The following is a 16,290-nucleotide window of genomic DNA, read 5'->3' on the forward strand; positions in this document are numbered from 1 at the left end:
GCCGTCTGACGCACTGGCACCAATAACAGCGACGCTGCTACCAGCAAGGTCACCAGCACCTGACGCCGGCTGGGGCGCCATCGACCGAGCCGGCGGCGCCGTGTCAGCGTGTTCCAGCAGTACGCCCAGGTGCGTATCAGGCCATCGAGTTGCTGATGCACCACCGGCGGCGGGGCTTCTTCAAGCAGCAGTACAAGCACGCCCAGGCGCTCGCCGGCAGGGACGTGCAGCGGTATACACCACAGCCCCGAAGGCCACCATTCGGTCCAGCCCTGAGCGATGTCTTCGGGCGGCGAGGCGTTGTCCAGGGTCAGCCAGGTAGGCTGCGCATCGGCCAGACGCCCGGCCAGCCAACGGCTGGCGCGCCTGAGCCAGACCAGGTAGGGCGAGTCTTCGGTGGGCCGTGCCAGGCCCGACACGCACAGCAGTTCAAGGCCGGCCTTGCTTTGGCCGAACACCAGCGCCTGGTGAAAGGGCAGCAGCGGGTACAGGTCGTTGGCCATGCTGAACGCCAGTGCGCCCAGCGTCTCGGCGGCCATGGCCTTGTCGCGCAGGGCGTCCAACTGCAGCAATAGCTGTGGGTGAGGCAGCGGCCTATTCACGGTCATGGTCGAACCGCGCGGTGCCGCTCATGCCGGCCATCAGTTCGGGAAAGCGTTGATCGAAGCGCGCCTCAAGCTCCACCGTCTGTGCCACCGCATCTACCCTGGCATTGATCACGCTGACCTTGGCCGGGTAGGTCTTGCCCGTTTCGTGAACGTTAACCGTCAACGGCTGGCCGGGGCTGAGCGTTTTCAACTGGCTGGAAGGGACATTGAGGCGCACCTTCAATGCACCATCGCTGACCAGGTCAAACAGCGGTGTACCTGCGCTGACAGTTTGGTAGGGCTTGACGTAAACCTTGGCCACATGGCCCGAAAACGGCGCCAGGACCCGACAATAGCTCATCTGCGCCTCACCCATGGCGCGGGCCCCATCGGCCTTCTGCACTTCGGTTTTGGCTGCGGCCACTTCGATGTCGCCCACTGCGTCCAGCTTGCGCAACTGTTGCTTGGCCTGCAGGTTCTGCCGGGCCATGGCCAGTTCAGCCACCGCGACCTTGCTACGGGCCTGGGCTTCGTTACAGTTGAAACGTGCCAATGTGACGCCTTTGGCCACCTGGTCGCCGAAGTGCGTCTGGATTTCGCCCAAGGTGCCACTCATCTGGCTGGACAGGGTCGTTTCCAGTTCGGCAGCCAGCAGCACGCGAATCAGTTGCGGGTCCTCGGTTGGGGCGCCTTGCTCGGCCTGGGCGGCAGCGCTGGCCAAGGCCAGCAACAAGGTAAGGTACCGCTGAGCAACGACAGGCAAAGGCATTCTCGACTCCTTGTAGAGAGGCATCCAGCAGGCACGCAACGCAATCGCTATAACGTCTTCATACTAGGAACGAATTCGCAATCTGCCCAATATTCCGGTTGCAAATGTGTCGCAGTTGCTGTGCCGCGGGCAGGCGTTCAGGTGGCTGCAACCAAGCGTTGAAAGACGGTTTCGTGCACGGTATCCAGGTTTTGCGCTAGAATCCCCGCCGGGTGCTAGCTGCATGACGCAGTGACGCAGGTTAAATAACTACGCAGGTCGGGCCGCCGTGCGGGAGTTCTTGTGCCCATGCAAAAACACGTAATGCCCCGTGCCCAGCAAATTGCCCAACGCGCATTCGCCAACTTCGAACGCTTTCTGCATATCGAGGCCGTGAGCGGCGTCGTACTGTTGATCGCCGCCGTTGCAGCACTGATCTGGGCGAATTCGCCCGCTGCCGAAAGCTATGACGCCCTCTGGCACACGCCGATAAGCTTCGGTGTCGGCTCGCTGGTCTATTCCCAGTCACTGCATTTCTGGATCAACGACGGCCTGATGACCATCTTCTTCCTGGTCGTCGGTATGGAGATCCGTCGCGAAATTCATGAAGGCGCGCTGTCCAGCCTGCGCCAGGCCACGCTGCCGATGGCGGCGGCTGTCGGCGGTGTGGTGGTACCCGCGCTCATCTACCTGGCGTTCAATCATTCGCCTCCCGCGCAAGAGGGTTGGGCAGTGCCGACTGCCACCGACATCGCCTTTGCAGTGGGTGTGCTGGCGCTGCTGGGCAAGTCGATCCCTTCCAATGTGCGGGTGTTCCTGCTTGCCCTGGCGATCATCGACGACATCATCGCGGTGCTGATCATTGCCTTCTTCTACTCCGGTGGCCTGGATTACAGCGGTTTCGGCGTCGCCGCCATCGGCCTGCTGCTGGTGCTCGGCCTGCAGAAGATAGGTGTCGGTTCGGCCTATGCCTACATCATCCCCGGGTTCATCACCTGGCTGGGCATGTTGATGACCGGTGCCCACCCCACCTTGGCGGGCGTGGTGCTTGGCCTGATGACACCGGTTCGGGCCATGCCTTTGGGCGAGCGCCCACTGGAGGCCGTCACCCGCTTCACCGACGACCTGCTCGGCCGCGCCAAGGCACCGCAGATCGATGACAGCGAACTCATGAGCCCGCTGAAAAACCTGCGTGTGGCGCAGCGCGAGCTGGTCGCCCCAGTGCTGCGCGTGCAAGGCCATCTGCATCCTTGGGTGGCTTTCGCGATCATGCCGCTGTTCGCCCTGGCCAACGCCGGTGTCGGGTTGTCTGGTGTCGACCTGTCTGCCGATGGTCCTCACTGGGTGATGACAGGCGTCGCTGTGGCGCTGGTCCTGGGCAAGCCGTTGGGTATCGTGACGATCAGCTGGCTGATGGTACGTTTGGGCTGGTGCGCGCTGCCGGCGGGCGTTACCTGGCACGGCATCACGCTGATCGGGCTGTTGGCAGGCATCGGCTTTACCATGTCGATCTTTATTGCCAACCTGGCGTTCTCTGACCCTGGCGTTCTGGGCGCGGCCAAGCTTGGCGTACTTTCGGGCTCGGTCATTGCTGCTGTGATCGGCCTGGCATGGGGTGTGTGGAGCCTGCGCAAGGCAGCCAAGACGGCACCGGCCCAGGTAGGCTGACAGGCAAGCCGGGCAACGTAGGGGTGGATGCACAATTTTTTTCCACAGGTGCATCCAATCTGCAACCTGGCGGGTATTACAGGTAGCGCGACTTCGCGCTGTCGATTACTCGCCAGGAGATTTGCACCATGAACAGCCCAGTTACCATGCTGATGCTCACAGGCGGTCTTGTCCTGATCGTGGCCAGCCAAGCCGCTCACGCTCAATCCGCGTTGCCCGACGCGGTCAAGGTTCCGGATGGCCACGCCGTCATGCTGGAAACCGTCGGTGTGGGCCAGGTCACCTACGAATGCCGCGACAAAGCCAATGCCCCCGGCCAGACCGAGTGGACATTCGTCGGCCCCAAAGCGGTACTCAAGGACAGGTCTGGCAAGGCGGTGGGCGACTATTTCGGGCCGCCCGCCACCTGGCAGGCCAAAGACGGCTCGAAGGTCACCGGCACCCAATTGGCCGTGGCGCCAGCGGCCAAGGGCGACCTGCCTTACCAGCTGGTTCAGGCCAGCCCGGCCGAAGGTAAAGGGGCCATGACCGGTGTGAGCTATATCCAGCGCGTGGCCACCCGCGGCGGTGTTGCGCCGGCAACTGCCTGCTCGATGCAGAACAAAGGTGAGCGCAAAATCGTTGATTACCAGGCTGACTATATCTTCTGGGCGGCAAAATGATGGCAGTGCGCATAGGCAGGTGAGCCACTGGCGTCTACGCTGATCGACAGCCCCCCGGCCCGATGGCTGGGGGAACCGTCCAGGGACTATAGGGCTGACCTTGCAGTGAACTCACCTTTGCCCCCTTTCGACTTTCAGCGTTGCCTTGAAGCCTGCGCACGGGGAGACCGCCGAGCGCTGCATGCACTCTACGAGGAGGAGGGCGCACGCCTGCTAGGTGTGGTGCGCCGTATCGCCCGCGACCACGCTACAGCAGAAGACATCCTGCACGATGCCTTCATTCGGATATGGTCCGGGGCTGCCAGCTTCGACCCTGCACGCGGCTCTGCGCGTGGCTGGATCTATAGCGTGGCCCGGCACCTGGCGCTCAATTACATACGCGACACCCGGCGCGAAGTCGTGCTGGATGAAGGGGCGTTCGACAGTGCACAAGTACCGTTGCCCTTCGCGAGTGATATCGATCTTATGGCGGACTCGGCCAAGGTTCACCGTTGCCTCGAGCAACTGGAACCCTCACGCAAGCTGTGCATCCTGCACGCGTATGTCGACGGTTGCAGCCATGCCGAAATCGCCGGGTTGCTGAACACACCGTTGGGTACCGTCAAAGCCTGGATCAAACGCAGCCTGAAGGCGTTGCGGGAGTGCATGGGATGAAGAAGCCACTGGGCGAAACCGCCGAGGCACTTGATGAGTTGGCCGGGGAGTATGTGTTGGGTACCTTGTCGGCCGAACAACATGAGGCCGTGCGCCAGCGCCTGACGGGGGATCAGCAGTTGCGTGGTGCCGTGGATGCCTGGGAGCAGCGGCTATTGGCGTTGAACGCACTCGCTGAGCCTTTGCCACCCAGCCCACGTTTGTGGGGGCGTATCAGCCGCAGCGTCGATGCACAGTCACAGTCACAGTCACAGCCACAGCGCAAGGCGGCGTCAGCACAGCCAAGGCGCTGGTGGCATCGCCTGGTGCTATGGCAAGGCCTGGCGGGTGCAGGCCTGGTTGCCAGCCTGCTGTTGGCCTTCACGCTGCTGACCGCCAAGGCGCCGGAGCCTTCCTACCTTGTGGTGCTGGTTGCGCCGGCAGACAGTGCCCCGGGGTGGGTGGTACAGGCAAGCGATGCCCGCAGCATTCAACTGATTCCCTTGGGGCAGTTCGCGGTACCGAGCGACAAGGTGCTGCAGTTCTGGACCAAGGGCGAACAGTGGCAGGCGCCACTGTCCCTGGGCCTGGTCAAACCTGGCGAGCAATATCGCGTGCCCGCGCATGACCTGCCTCCCCTGGAGCCCAACCAACTGTTCGAACTGACCCTGGAAAGAGCGGGCGGCTCGCCGACCGGACGCCCAACCGGGCCTGTGCAGTTCATCGGTCGAGCGGTGAAGGTGCTTTGACAGCGCCTTGCACAGGGGCAGTAAAAGCGGCGCCTGCGCGCCGCTCTACAGGCTTGCAGGCCGCTATCAATCGCCGGTAACCAACTGACGGGCCAACTGGTTGTGGCGCTCCAGCACCAGCGGCAGGTCGACGGTGGTGATGCGGCCGTCCTTGACCACTACACGGCCGTTTATCACGCTGGTATCGACCTGAGTCGGAGTGCAGAACACCAAGGCCGCAAGCGGGTCATGGTGTGCGCCTGCGTAGGCGACATGGCCGAGGTCGAAGGCGACGAAGTCGGCGACCATGCCCGGCGCCAAGGCGCCGATGTCATTACGGTTGAGCACCTTGGCACCGCCGAGGGTGGCGATTTCCAGCGCTTCGCGTGCGGTCATCGCATCAGGGCCGAAGCCGACACGCTGCAGCAGCAGCGCCTGGCGCACTTCACCGATCATGCTGGCGCCATCGTTGGAGGCCGAGCCGTCGACGCCCAGGCCTACGGGCACCCCGTGGTCGCGCATCTTGCGGATCGGTGCAATACCCGAGGCCAGGCGCATGTTTGAGCATGGGCAGTGAGCCACGCCGGTGCCGGTACGGGCGAACAGCTCGATGCCGTGCTGGTCGAGTTGCACGCAGTGCGCGTGCCACACATCGTGGCCGACCCAGCCCAGGTCCTCGGCGTATTCGGCAGGGGTCATGCCGAACTTTTCGCGGCTGTAAGCGATATCGTTGACGTTTTCAGCCAAATGGGTGTGTAGCGAAACCCCGTAGTTGCGTGCCAGCACCGCCGCTTCACGCATCAGGTCGCGGCTGACCGAGAACGGCGAGCAGGGCGCCACGACCACACGCAGCATCGAGCCATGGCTGGCGTCGTGGTAGTCCTCGATCAGGCGCTGAGACTCCTTGAGGATGTCGCTTTCCTTTTCCACCACCGAGTCTGGCGGCAGCCCGCCTTGGCTGCGGCCCACGCTCATGCTGCCGCGTGCAGCATGGAAACGCATGCCGATTTCCCCGGCGGCGTGGATGCTGTCGTCGAGCTTGCAGCCATTGGGGTAGATGTACAGGTGGTCGCTGGAGGTGGTGCAGCCGGAGAGAATCAGTTCGGCCATCGCGGTCTGGGTCGATACCGCGATCATCTCGGGCGTCAACCGTGCCCAGATCGGGTAAAGGTTGGTCAGCCAGTTGAACAGTTCACCGTCCTGGGCCGCCGGGACCACGCGGGTGAGGCTTTGATACATGTGATGGTGGGTGTTGACCAGCCCCGGGATGACCACCTTGCCGGTCATGTCCAGAATCTCGTCGGCGTGCTGGGGCAGCTCGTCGCTGGGGCCGACCTGCTTGATCAGGTTGTCTTCTATGAACAGGCCGCCGCGTCTGATCTCGCGGCGCTCGCCGTCCATCGTCACCAGCAGTTCGGCGTTCTTTATCAGCAAAGTCTTGGGCATAGGTATTCCTTCCCGCCAAGGGCGGGGTGCAATTCGTCAGTGCGGACACCTGGTTTTTTCTCGAGGGCAACCAGGCTCGGTGTGGAAAACACGGCGTGGGCAGCAGGGCCAGTCAGCGCAGCCGCGCACGCGCCGACACCGCTGAGTCACGAAGACTAGGCGCGAGACGGCGGATGGGTGCATAGGGCGACGGGTGAACGGCGAATGCGTCGATTCGCAGAGGGCGCTCGAAGGGATTGAGCAGATAGGGGTAATGCATGGCTTTAGCCTGTCGCAATACGCAGCGGCGATTACCACTGTCGTAGGCGCGGGTTGATGTAACCAGAAATGTTCATTTTTGTATACGAAAAATTCTGCATTGAATGTCGAGGTGGTGCCGCGGCGCTTTGCGCAGTACATGGCCTGGTTTATGTTGGGTGCCCAAGGCATGCACTTCGACAGGACGCCACCAATGCCATCGTCAACCCGATTGATCAGCACCCTGTGCCTTGCCCTGGCCAGCCAATGGGCTTGGGCCGACCAGCCGCTGCCCGCACCCCCGGAGCTTGGGTCAGGTTACCGCTCCGGCCTGCAACCGGTTCACGCCAACCGGCACATGGTGGCGGCTGCCAACCCGCTGGCCAGCGAAGCCGGGCGGGCGATACTGCGCGCCGGTGGCAGTGCCATCGATGCGGCAATTGCCATGCAGATGGTACTCACCTTGGTCGAGCCGCAATCGAGCGGCATTGGCGGTGGGGCGTTCATCCTGTACTGGGACGGCAAACGGGTACAGGCATTCGACGGCCGCGAGACCGCGCCGGCCGCAGTGACGCCAACGCTCTTTCTGCAACCGGACGGCACCCCGATGCCGTTCCGCGCAGCGCAGATCGGCGGGCGCTCGGTAGGCGTACCAGGGGTGCTGCGCGCCTTGAAAATGGCGCACGAGCAACATGGCAAGCTACCGTGGCATCAACTGTTCGCGCCGGCCATTGCCTTGGCGCGCAGTGGCTTCCCTGTATCCGAGCGCCTGCATGCGTTGCTGGCGGGTGACCCTTTCATTGCCGGTTCACCCACCATGGCCCGCTATTTCCTGGATGAGCACGGCCAGCCGCTGGCGGTGGGTGCGCTGCTGCGCAACCCCGAACTTGCCCACACCTTCGAACGCATCGCACAACAGGGCGTCGATGCGTTCTATACCGGTGAAATTGCCGAAGCGATCGTCACCCAGGTACAGGCGCATGCCAATGCCGGGCTCCTGTCACTGGAGGATCTGCGCCAGTACCAGGCCAAGGAGCGCACGCCGTTATGCGGCCCTTACAAGGCCTGGCAGATCTGCGGCATGCCGCCGCCATCGTCAGGTGCAGTGACCGTGCTGCAGACCTTGGGCATCCTCGAGGCGCTGCAGCACGCCATGCCACAACGCGACCTTGCGAAGCTGCCGCCCAGCGTCAGTGCTTCGCCGGCAGGCCTTGAGCCTGCGCCGCTGGCCGTTCACCTGATCGCCGAGGCCGAACGGCTGGCCTACGCCGACCGTGCCCAGTACCTGGCCGACAGCGACTATGTGCCGATACCGCTCAAGGCATTGACCGCCCCGGGGTACCTGGCCGGGCGGGCCGAGTTGATCGGCGACTTCAGCATGAAACATGCGCGGCCGGGCAAGCCGCAGGGCGCGGACCTGGCCTTGGCCCCGGACCGTTCGCCGTTGCGCATCTCCACCTCGCACCTTTCGGCGGTGGATGACAGCGGTCAGGCGCTGGCCATGACCACTTCGGTGGAGGCGGCGTTCGGTTCGCACCTGATGGTCAAGGGCTTTCTGCTGAACAATCAGTTGACCGACTTTTCCTTCATCCCACAGGAGAAGGGCAAGCCCGTTGCCAACCGGGTTGAACCGGGCAAGCGGCCGTTGTCGGCGATGGCCCCGACCCTGGTGTTTTCGCAGGCGTCCGGGGAACTGGTGGCCAGCCTCGGATCACCCGGTGGCTCGCAGATCATCGGCTACGTGAACAAGGCGCTGGTGGGTTTGCTGGACTGGCGGCTCGACCCGCAACAGGCCAGCAACCTGCCCAACTTCGGCAGCCGTAACGCCGGTACCGAAGTGGAAGCCGGGCTGATCAGCCCGGCGCTGGTCCGGCAATTGGCGGCCTGGGGCCATGAGGTGACGCCCATGACCATGACCAGCGGCATGCAGATCATCCAGCGTACCGGCGCAGGCTGGGCGGGGGGCGCCGACCCGCGGCGCGAAGGCGTGGCGCTTGGCGATTAGCCATGGTAGAAGACAACCTTGTCATTCAAAAGTTGAATACCAGGATGTCTATCAGCGTTAAATCGAATAGGGCTCTGTTCGACCTCGACCTGCTGCGTGCCATTGTCGTGGTGGCCGATTGTGGCAGCTTCACCACCGCTGCCGCACGCCTGCATTCGACGCAATCGACCATCAGCCAGAAAGTCCGGCGTCTCGAGGACATGGTCGGCCACCGCCTGCTGGTGCGCGGTAACCGTGACGTGTTGCCGACCGACGCCGGCCAGACCTTGCTCGGCTACGCCCGGCACATGCTGGCATTGAACGACCAGATGCTCGAAGCCTTGGCCGGTGCCATGGTCGGCGTCACCGTCCGTTTGGGCGTTCCCGAAGATTTCGTTGGCGGGCGCACCACCAACGCGCTGTCGGCATTCAGCCGGCTGCACCCGCAGGTCAAGCTGGAGGTCACCAGCGGCCTGTGCCGCGACCTCAGCCAGGCCTATGACAACGGCGAACTTGACCTGGTATTGCTCAAGCAGCGACGCAACAGCCGCGAAGGCGTGGCGTGCTGGCCCGAGCGCCTGCAGTGGATCGACAGTGCACGCATGCCGTCCTTCGAGCTCGACCCGATCCCGCTGGTGACCTTTCCGCCACGCGGGTTGTACCGCGATGACATGATCACCGCCATCGAAGGCATGGGCCGGCGCTGGCGCATCAGTTTCACCAGCTCCAGCCTCAGTGGCATCCAGGCCGCAGTGGCCGACGGCATGGGCATCAGCCTGTTGCCACCACGGGCGGCGACCCTTGAGCATCGGGTGCTTGGCAGGCAACACGGGTTGCCGGAGGTGGACAGCTACGAAATCGTCATCGTCCACCGGCCGACGGCGGATGTGATGGTCACGGCACTGGCCCAGGTGATGTCGCAGGTGCTGGAGGGGGGAGGGATCTGAAGCCTGTACGGCCCCGTCGCCAGCGTGCCGGCGATGGGGCCCGGAAGGTCAGTGCATTACGGCATGCCCAGCCACTGCGGCAGTGCCAGCGAAATGAACGGCACGTAAGTCACCAGCACCAGGAACAGCAGCAGGATCGACAGCCACGGCAGTGCGGCGCGAATCGTCTGCCCCAGCGTCAGGCCCGTCACCGCTGAAGTCACGAACAGGTTCAGCCCCACCGGCGGATGCACCAGGCCGATCTCCATGTTCACCACCATGACGATGCCCAGGTGAATCGGGTCGATCCCAAGCTTCATGGCGATCGGGAAGAAGATCGGCGCCAGGATCAGGATGATCGCCGACGGCTCCATGAAGCTGCCCGCCACCAGCAGTACCACGTTGACCATGATCAGGAAACCGATCGGCGTCAGGCCTTCGGACATCACCCACTGGGTGATCTGCTGAGGGATCTGCTCGGTGGTCAGCACATGGGCAAACAACATGGCGTTGGCGATGATGAACAGCAGCATGATGGTCAGCCGGCCCGACTCCAGCAACACCTTCGGGCAGTCGCGCAGGCGCATGTCCTTGTACACGAACAGCGCGATGAACGCCGAGTACACCGCTGCCACGGCGGCCGCCTCGGTGGGGGTGAACATGCCGCTGTAGATGCCGCCCAGGATGATCACCAGCAGCAACAGCCCCCAGAACGCGCGCCTGGCGGTGCTCAACCATTCGGCAAAACTGGCACGAGGTTGTGCGGGCAGTTTCTTGATCCGGGCGACGATGTAGATCGTCACCATCAGCGCCAGGCCCAGCAGGATGCCTGGCACCACACCGGCCATGAACAGCTTGCCTACCGAGGTCTCGGTCGCCGCCGAGTACACCACCATGACGATCGATGGCGGAATCAGGATGCCCAGGGTGCCGGCGTTGCAGATGATCCCCGCGCCGAACTCGCGGGGGTAACCGGAGCGCACCATGCCGGCAACGGCAATCGAGCCCACCGCCGCGACCGTGGCCGGCGACGAGCCCGACAGCGCGGCGAACAGCATGCATGCCAGCACTGCGGCAATGGCCAGGCCGCCGCGTATGTGCCCGACACAGGCGTTGGCGAAGTCGATCAGCCGCTGGGCCACGCCACCGGTGGTCATGAACGCGCCCGACAGCAGGAAGAACGGGATGGCCAGGAAGGTGTAGCTGTCGGAGGTCTCGAACAGCTTGATCGCCAGCGAGCTCAGTGAGTCCTGGCTGAACATCAGGATGGAAAGTGCGCCCGACAAGCCCAGCGAAATTGCGATCGGCACCCCCAGGAACATGAACACGAACAACAACAGGAACAGGCAGATTACCGTCATCAGTGATGCTCCTCACCCGGGTTGGCCAGCTTGCTCGCCTCTGCAGCCTCGTCGGCCAGGCCCAGGCCATACTGGCGATGGGTGAACAGGCGATAGAGGATCTCCAGGTAGCGGACAATGACCATGGCGAAACCGAAGGGCACGATCAGCGCAATATGGCCAACCTTGATGCCATAGCGGTCCAGGTCTTCGGCGCCGATGCCGGCCACCAGCACTGCGCTTACCCATTTGATGCTGGCCACCAGGAACAGCCCGGCATACGCCAGGCAACAGGCACAGGCGATCATCGCCAGCACCCGTTGCACTGGTTTGCGGGTGCGCCGCACCAGTACGTCGACCCCCAGGTGGCCGGCGGTGCGCACGCCATAGGCAATACCGAAAAAGATCAGCCAGCCGAACAGCGCCTTCGTCAGGGCGATGCTCCAGGTCATTTCCTGGGCGTAACCCATCAGGTGGTCGCCGATGCCCAGCAGCAGGTCACTGGCAAAAGCCCAGTGGTCACTGAGCGTGTAGAACACGGTATAGAGGTTGTTCAGTGCTACGTAGACGAAGGTCACCAAGGTCATGGCCGCCAGGAGAAGGGCGATCATGCCCTCCTCGAAGTGCTCCCAGACACGCCTGAGCGATTGCATAGGAATTCTCCAGACAGAGAGAGGGCTGGCCACCTGTGCAACAGGTGGCCGGGGCAGGGCGGGCGGCTGTCAGGAAGCCTTGTTGGCGGCCTCGGCTGCCTTGATCAAGTCAGCGCCGATCTGATCGGAAAACTTGTCCCACACCGGGCGCATGGCTTCACGCCATTGCTGGCGCTGCTCGGCAGTCAGGGCATCGATCTCGCTGGTCTTGGCATCGATGATTTTCTGCCTGGAGGTCTGGTTGAGGGCTTCGGCCTGTTTGTTCACCTCGACGGTGACCTGGTCCATGAGCGTTTGCAGCTCGCCACGTACGTCCTCAGGCAGGCCGTTCCAGAACTTGGCGTTGGTGATCACCATGTAGTCGATCAGGCCGTGGTTGGTCTCGGTGAAGAACGGCTGCACCTCGTTGACCTTCTGGCTTTCGTAGTTCGACCAGGTGTTTTCGGTGCCATTGACCGTGCCGGTCTGCAGGCCCTGATAAACCTCGGCAAAGCTCATCTTGCGCGGGTTGGCACGGATCGCCTTGAACTGCTCTTCGAGCACGCTGGAGGCTTGCACGCGGAATTTCAGGCCGCGGGCATCTTTGGGCAGGATCACTTTCTTGTTGGCCGACAGCTGCTTGAGGCCGTTGTGCCAGTAGGCCAGGCCGTGGATGCCTTTGTCGTCCATCGAGGTCAGCAGTGCCTTGCCCTGCGGGCCTTGCTGGAAGCGGTCGACGGCCGCCAGGTCGTCGAACAGGAACGGCAGGTCGAAGATCTGCACCTGTTTGTTGTAGTGCTCGAACTTGGCCAGTGAAGGCGCCAGCATCTGTACATCACCCAACAGTAGCGCTTCCATCTCCTTGCCGTCGCCGAACAGCGACGAGTTGGGGTAGACCTCGACCTTGACCTTGTCCTTGAGCTGCGGGTCCGCCGCCACCAGCTTCTGGAACATCAGTGCACCTTGGCCTTTGGGCGTGCTGTCGGCCACCACGTGGGCGAACTTGATGATGATCGGGTCGGCAGCCTGTGCAAGGCCGGCCATGGACACTGCGGCGGCGCAGAACAGCGCCTGGGTCAGCTTGAACATCGATGTCACCTCTGATTTATTTTTGTAGGAGGATGGATGTAACGATGGACCAATGGCTTGCGTGTGGTGAATTAGCATTTGTATAAGGCGGCATTCGGTTTAGCCGAACGCCGGCTCAGTTCAGCCGGGCGCCTGTGCCAACAACCGTTGCGCCCGCAACACCACCGGCGCATCCACCATCTGCCCGTCCAGCTGAAACGCACCGGCCCCGTTCGCTGCGGCGCTCGCCGCCAGCACCCGCCGGGCCCAGGCCAGCGCTTGGGCGTCGGGTGCGAGTGCCGCGTGAATCACCGGCACTTGCCTGGGGTGAATGCACAACGCCCCGCCATACCCCAGGTCGTAGGCATGCCGCATCGCCTGGTGCAACCCTTCGGCGTCGCCAATGGCAGGAAACACGCCATCGAGCGGCGGCAGCAGGTCGGCACCCCGCGAGTGTAGCTGCACGGCCATGCGCGCCTGGTCGAGAAACTGCCTGGCAGCGGCGCTGTCGGTGTTCAAGTGTAGATCCAGCGCCAAGTCGAGGCTGCCGAACGACAACCGCTCGACCCCCTCGGCATGGGCGATCTGCTCCAGCGCGAGCAGGCCCTTGGCGCTTTCGATAATGGGCCATACCGGTTTGCCGGTGTGCCGGGCAACGGCCACCTGTGCGGCGTTTTCCACCTTGGGCAGCAGCACGCCGGCGATGCCAGGCTGCTGCGCGCAGAAGGCTAGGTCTGCCGCATGCTCGGCGTGCTGCGGCGCATTCACCCGGACCCACACCGACGCCAATGGCGTGGCCTGCAGGAACGCCTCCAGGTGGTCCCGGGCCTGGCGCTTGAGGGGTTCCTCCACGGCATCCTCGAAATCGACGATGACGGCATCGGCCCCTGCCGCCAGCGCCTTGGCGAAACGCTCAGGCCGGCTGCCGGGTACGAACAGTGCAGAGCGCACACTGTTCATACCACACCACCTGCGGCCAGGCTGGCTTGCTCTGCCGGGCTGAAGCCCAGCTCGCCGAGGATGCCCTGGGTGTGTTGCCCCAGCGCCGGCACGGCGTCCATGCGCGGGGCAAAGGCCGCGTTGCGTCCTGGTGGCAGCAGCGAGGGCAGCTTGCCGGCCGGGCTGTCCACTTCACGCCAGCAGCCGCGGGCCTGCAACTGCGGGTGTTGCCACACCCCGTGCATGTCGTTGACCCGGGCGTTGGCGATTTGCGCATCTTCAAGGCGTGCCACTACCTCGTCCAGCGACAGGCTGGCGAAGCCCTCGATGATGATCTGCCGCAGCACCTTGCGGTTATCTGAGCGCTTGAAGTTGGCATTGAAGCGGTCATCACTGGCCAGCGCCGGGTCAAGCAGCACCTTTTCGCAGAACAAGGCCCATTCCCGTTCGTTCTGCAGGCCAAGCATGATCGTGCCGCCACCGCCGGTTGGGAACGGCCCATACGGGTAGATGGTGGAGTGCGAAGCGCCGGCGCGCGGGGGAGGCGGCGCGCCGTCGTAGGCGTAATACATTGGGTAGCCCATCCACTCCACCAGGCTTTCGAGCATCGACACGTCGATGCGGCTGCCGATGCCGGTCTTGTCACGCAGCAGCAACGCCGAGAGCACGCCGGTATAGGCGTACATACCGGCGGCGATATCGGCGATCGAGCAGCCGGCCTTGGCCATGTCGTTTTCGCCAGGGCCACCGGTTACCGAGAGAAAGCCGCCTTCGCTCTGGATCAGCAGGTCGTAGGCCTTTTTCTTTTCATAAGGGCCGCCTTCGCCATACCCGGAGATATCGCACACGATAAGCCGTGGGAAGCGCGCGTGCAGGGCGTCGAATGACAAGCCCATGCGCGCTGCCGCGCCCGGGGCGAGGTTTTGCACCAGCACATCTGCCTTGGCCAGCAGGGCCTCGAGAATACCGTCGGCGGCGTCCTGCTTGAGGTCCAGGGTGAGGCTTTCCTTGGAGCGGTTGGTCCATACGAAGTGCGAGGCCAGGCCATCGACACGCTGATCGTAGCCGCGGGCGAAGTCGCCGCTGCCAGGGCGCTCGACCTTGATCACGCGGGCGCCGAGGTCGGCCAGTTGGCGGGTGCAGAAGGGGGCCGCGATAGCGTGCTCCAGGCTGATCACGGTGATGCCGTCCAGCGGGCGGGGCGTTGTTTGGGTCATAGGGTCACCTGTTGGTGTTCAGTGCAGATCAGCCAGCGAGCGGGCGTCGCGCAGTTGCCAGACGCGCTCGATCAATGCCTGGCCCTGGGCCGGGCTGCGCGCGCCGGAATACGCCAGCAGGCGCTGAAACTTGGCCTCAAGCTCCGGGCGCGACAGGGTGTTGCCGGGGTCGCCTTTAGGTTCGTCGATGGCGGCGCTGAAGCTGCGGCCATCGGTGCAGGTAACGTCCACGCGGCCCAGCCAGCGCTTGGGGTAGGCGGCGTCCACTTCGGCGTCCAGTTGCATCTCGACGTGCTCGCGAAAGTGCGCGACCTGTGGGTCGGTGAGCGCCAGGTCACGGAAGTCGATGAGTTGCGCGCTGCCATGCACCGCAATCAGGCCGAGTACGGTACCCATTGAGAACTTGGCCTGGTGCACGGTGGCAGGTGTGGTGACGCGGCCAAGCACATCGATCGCACCCTGATGCACGCGGGTGACGACCCTGGCGATCTGTTCATGGCCAAGGCCTTCGCGCTGCATCAGCAGCAGCAAGGCATCGGCGGCGGGGTGGGTATGGCGACACGAAGCGTGGTACTTGAACGAGGTTTCCACCAGCGCCCAGCGCGTGCCCAGGCGGTCGCTCAGGCGCGCCGGGTCGGCATCGCTGGACATGCCGGCGGCCATGCCCTGTTCGCCTTCGAGTATATTGCGTGCACCGCTCAGGCCATCGGCGGTCAGGTAGGCGGCCAGCAAGCCGTCGGCGGCGGCCTTGGCGGTATGCAACTGCTTCGAATCGGCGGCGTCGCGCAGGAACTCCCAGAGCCCGGCGGCCTGGGTGCCGGCGCTGCCGAGCAGGTTGATGAACTGCGCCTGGTTGAAGCCCAGCAGTTTGCCCACCCCGACGGCTGCGGCCAGGGTGCCGACAGTGGCGGTGGTATGGAAGATGCGGTAATGCGAGCGACCGAGGAATTCACCGATGCGGATGCCGGCTTCATAGCCGGCGACTGCAGCCAGCAGCAGGTCCTGGCCAGACTTGCCAAGGTCCTGTGCCGCCGCCAGTACGGCAGAAAACACCACGGTCGCCGGGTGCAGCACCGAGCTGTTGTGCAGGTCGTCCTGCTCGACCAGGTGCGAGGCCGCGCCATTGACCAGGGCAGCGAAGTAGGGGGATGACGTGCGCCCGCTGGTCAATACTCGAGCATTGCCCTGCGCAGGCCCCATGCGTTCGGCATAGCGCTCGAACAGCGGGATCGGGTGCGCGCCTTGGCTGGCCAGGGCCGAGCCAAGCCAGTCCAGGAACAGGTCTTCAGTGCGGTCCAGCACGTGGCCGGGCAGGTGTGCGTAACGCAGGTCGGCGAGAAAGCCGGCCAGGGCGTGGGTATGTTGCATGCTCAGGCCCTCAGAAGCTGCGCGGCAGTTCGAGCAGGTGCTCGGCCACGTAGGACAGGATCAGGTTGGTGGAAATCGGCGCCACCTGGTACAGGCGGGTCTCGCGG

General features: G+C 63.9%; 15 protein-coding genes and 1 pseudogene. 6 read left to right on the top strand and 10 right to left on the bottom strand.

Annotation, left to right across the window (positions count from 1 at the left end; all coding sequences use genetic code 11):
• Both BLX42_RS15485 and BLX42_RS15490 read right to left on the bottom strand, forming a co-directional pair.
• Positions 1 to 608, bottom strand: a pseudogene (locus BLX42_RS15485) (HlyD family secretion protein); the annotation flags it as partial.
• Positions 595 to 1,356 carry an efflux RND transporter periplasmic adaptor subunit gene (locus tag BLX42_RS15490; protein ID WP_119687257.1) on the bottom strand — a complete coding sequence of 254 codons (762 nt, stop codon included), beginning with the start codon at positions 1,354 to 1,356 and terminating at the stop codon, positions 595 to 597. The pseudogene BLX42_RS15485 and the gene BLX42_RS15490, both read right to left, overlap by 14 nt.
• Before the next feature lie 288 nt (positions 1,357 to 1,644).
• Between BLX42_RS15490 and nhaA the strand changes: the two genes are divergently transcribed.
• From nhaA to BLX42_RS15510, 4 genes are all read left to right on the top strand, one after another.
• The gene (nhaA, locus tag BLX42_RS15495; protein ID WP_046785800.1) at positions 1,645 to 3,003 is read left to right on the top strand and encodes a Na+/H+ antiporter NhaA; all 1,359 of its coding nucleotides are present in this window, start codon (positions 1,645 to 1,647) and stop codon (positions 3,001 to 3,003) included.
• Positions 3,004 to 3,149: 146 nt separating this feature from the next.
• Complete coding sequence (locus BLX42_RS15500) at positions 3,150 to 3,665, top strand: DUF3455 domain-containing protein (RefSeq protein ID WP_371926683.1); 516 nt, start codon at positions 3,150 to 3,152, stop codon at positions 3,663 to 3,665.
• A 105-nt stretch (positions 3,666 to 3,770) separates the two neighbouring features.
• Entirely contained in the window at positions 3,771 to 4,319 is a 549-nt protein-coding gene (locus BLX42_RS15505; protein WP_046785802.1) for a sigma-70 family RNA polymerase sigma factor, read from the top strand.
• Positions 4,316 to 5,047, top strand: a complete 732-nt coding sequence (locus BLX42_RS15510) for an anti-sigma factor domain-containing protein (RefSeq protein ID WP_161872114.1) — start codon at positions 4,316 to 4,318, stop codon at positions 5,045 to 5,047. The genes BLX42_RS15505 and BLX42_RS15510 overlap by 4 nt, the downstream gene beginning before the upstream one ends.
• 66 nt (positions 5,048 to 5,113) lie before the next feature.
• Here BLX42_RS15510 and BLX42_RS15515 read toward each other — a convergent pair whose 3' ends face one another.
• Positions 5,114 to 6,472, bottom strand: a complete 1,359-nt coding sequence (locus tag BLX42_RS15515) for an 8-oxoguanine deaminase (protein ID WP_012314902.1) — start codon at positions 6,470 to 6,472, stop codon at positions 5,114 to 5,116.
• A 451-nt stretch (positions 6,473 to 6,923) separates the two neighbouring features.
• Here BLX42_RS15515 and ggt point away from each other — a divergent pair, with 451 nt between their 5' ends.
• Both ggt and BLX42_RS15525 read left to right on the top strand, forming a co-directional pair.
• On the top strand, positions 6,924 to 8,714 hold the full coding sequence (ggt, locus tag BLX42_RS15520) for a gamma-glutamyltransferase (RefSeq protein ID WP_161872115.1): 1,791 nt from the start codon (positions 6,924 to 6,926) through the stop codon (positions 8,712 to 8,714).
• 44 nt (positions 8,715 to 8,758) lie between these two features.
• Positions 8,759 to 9,640, top strand: coding sequence for a LysR substrate-binding domain-containing protein (locus BLX42_RS15525; protein ID WP_119687255.1), 882 nt, complete (start codon positions 8,759 to 8,761; stop codon positions 9,638 to 9,640).
• A 56-nt stretch (positions 9,641 to 9,696) separates the two neighbouring features.
• Here the strand turns inward: BLX42_RS15525 and dctM are convergent, their stop codons facing one another.
• The 7 genes from dctM to BLX42_RS26935 all read right to left on the bottom strand — a co-directional run.
• Complete coding sequence (dctM, locus tag BLX42_RS15530; protein WP_046785806.1) at positions 9,697 to 10,980, bottom strand: C4-dicarboxylate TRAP transporter large permease protein DctM; 1,284 nt, start codon at positions 10,978 to 10,980, stop codon at positions 9,697 to 9,699.
• Entirely contained in the window at positions 10,980 to 11,612 is a 633-nt protein-coding gene (locus BLX42_RS15535) for a TRAP transporter small permease (protein WP_161872116.1), read from the bottom strand. The genes dctM and BLX42_RS15535 overlap by 1 nt, the downstream gene beginning before the upstream one ends.
• A 69-nt stretch (positions 11,613 to 11,681) precedes the next feature.
• Positions 11,682 to 12,680 carry a TRAP transporter substrate-binding protein gene (locus tag BLX42_RS15540; protein WP_046785808.1) on the bottom strand — a complete coding sequence of 333 codons (999 nt, stop codon included), beginning with the start codon at positions 12,678 to 12,680 and terminating at the stop codon, positions 11,682 to 11,684.
• A gap of 120 nt (positions 12,681 to 12,800) precedes the next feature.
• Positions 12,801 to 13,619, bottom strand: coding sequence for a CoA ester lyase (locus BLX42_RS15545; protein ID WP_161872117.1), 819 nt, complete (start codon positions 13,617 to 13,619; stop codon positions 12,801 to 12,803).
• Positions 13,616 to 14,815, bottom strand: a complete 1,200-nt coding sequence (locus tag BLX42_RS15550; protein WP_161872118.1) for a CaiB/BaiF CoA-transferase family protein — start codon at positions 14,813 to 14,815, stop codon at positions 13,616 to 13,618. The genes BLX42_RS15545 and BLX42_RS15550 overlap by 4 nt, the downstream gene beginning before the upstream one ends.
• Before the next feature lie 18 nt (positions 14,816 to 14,833).
• The gene (locus BLX42_RS15555) at positions 14,834 to 16,183 is read right to left on the bottom strand and encodes an MmgE/PrpD family protein (protein ID WP_161872119.1); all 1,350 of its coding nucleotides are present in this window, start codon (positions 16,181 to 16,183) and stop codon (positions 14,834 to 14,836) included.
• Positions 16,184 to 16,193: 10 nt separating this feature from the next.
• Positions 16,194 to 16,290, bottom strand: a 97-nt coding sequence (locus BLX42_RS26935) for a hypothetical protein (protein WP_048314026.1), incomplete at its 5' end; no start/stop codon positions are given.

Source organism: Pseudomonas sp. SG-MS2 (genome assembly GCF_009933855.1).
GTDB classification, from domain to species: domain Bacteria; phylum Pseudomonadota; class Gammaproteobacteria; order Pseudomonadales; family Pseudomonadaceae; genus Aquipseudomonas; species Aquipseudomonas putida_E.

What these genes read in the sequence shown, in the direction of transcription:
- BLX42_RS15540 (WP_046785808.1), bottom strand. Translation starts at nt 12,680, where the DNA reads ATGTTCAAGCTGACCCAGGCGCTGTTCTGCGCCGCCGCAGTGTCCATG.
- BLX42_RS15550 (WP_161872118.1), bottom strand. Translation starts at nt 14,815, where the DNA reads ATGACCCAAACAACGCCCCGCCCGCTGGACGGCATCACCGTGATCAGC.
- BLX42_RS15490 (WP_119687257.1), bottom strand. Translation starts at nt 1,356, where the DNA reads ATGCCTTTGCCTGTCGTTGCTCAGCGGTACCTTACCTTGTTGCTGGCC.
- dctM (WP_046785806.1), bottom strand. Translation starts at nt 10,980, where the DNA reads ATGACGGTAATCTGCCTGTTCCTGTTGTTGTTCGTGTTCATGTTCCTG.
- BLX42_RS15555 (WP_161872119.1), bottom strand. Translation starts at nt 16,183, where the DNA reads ATGCAACATACCCACGCCCTGGCCGGCTTTCTCGCCGACCTGCGTTAC.
- nhaA (WP_046785800.1), top strand. Translation starts at nt 1,645, where the DNA reads ATGCAAAAACACGTAATGCCCCGTGCCCAGCAAATTGCCCAACGCGCA.
- BLX42_RS15525 (WP_119687255.1), top strand. Translation starts at nt 8,759, where the DNA reads ATGTCTATCAGCGTTAAATCGAATAGGGCTCTGTTCGACCTCGACCTG.
- BLX42_RS15535 (WP_161872116.1), bottom strand. Translation starts at nt 11,612, where the DNA reads ATGCAATCGCTCAGGCGTGTCTGGGAGCACTTCGAGGAGGGCATGATC.
- BLX42_RS15515 (WP_012314902.1), bottom strand. Translation starts at nt 6,472, where the DNA reads ATGCCCAAGACTTTGCTGATAAAGAACGCCGAACTGCTGGTGACGATG.
- BLX42_RS15545 (WP_161872117.1), bottom strand. Translation starts at nt 13,619, where the DNA reads ATGAACAGTGTGCGCTCTGCACTGTTCGTACCCGGCAGCCGGCCTGAG.
- BLX42_RS15500 (WP_371926683.1), top strand. Translation starts at nt 3,150, where the DNA reads ATGCTGATGCTCACAGGCGGTCTTGTCCTGATCGTGGCCAGCCAAGCC.
- ggt (WP_161872115.1), top strand. Translation starts at nt 6,924, where the DNA reads ATGCCATCGTCAACCCGATTGATCAGCACCCTGTGCCTTGCCCTGGCC.
- BLX42_RS15510 (WP_161872114.1), top strand. Translation starts at nt 4,316, where the DNA reads ATGAAGAAGCCACTGGGCGAAACCGCCGAGGCACTTGATGAGTTGGCC.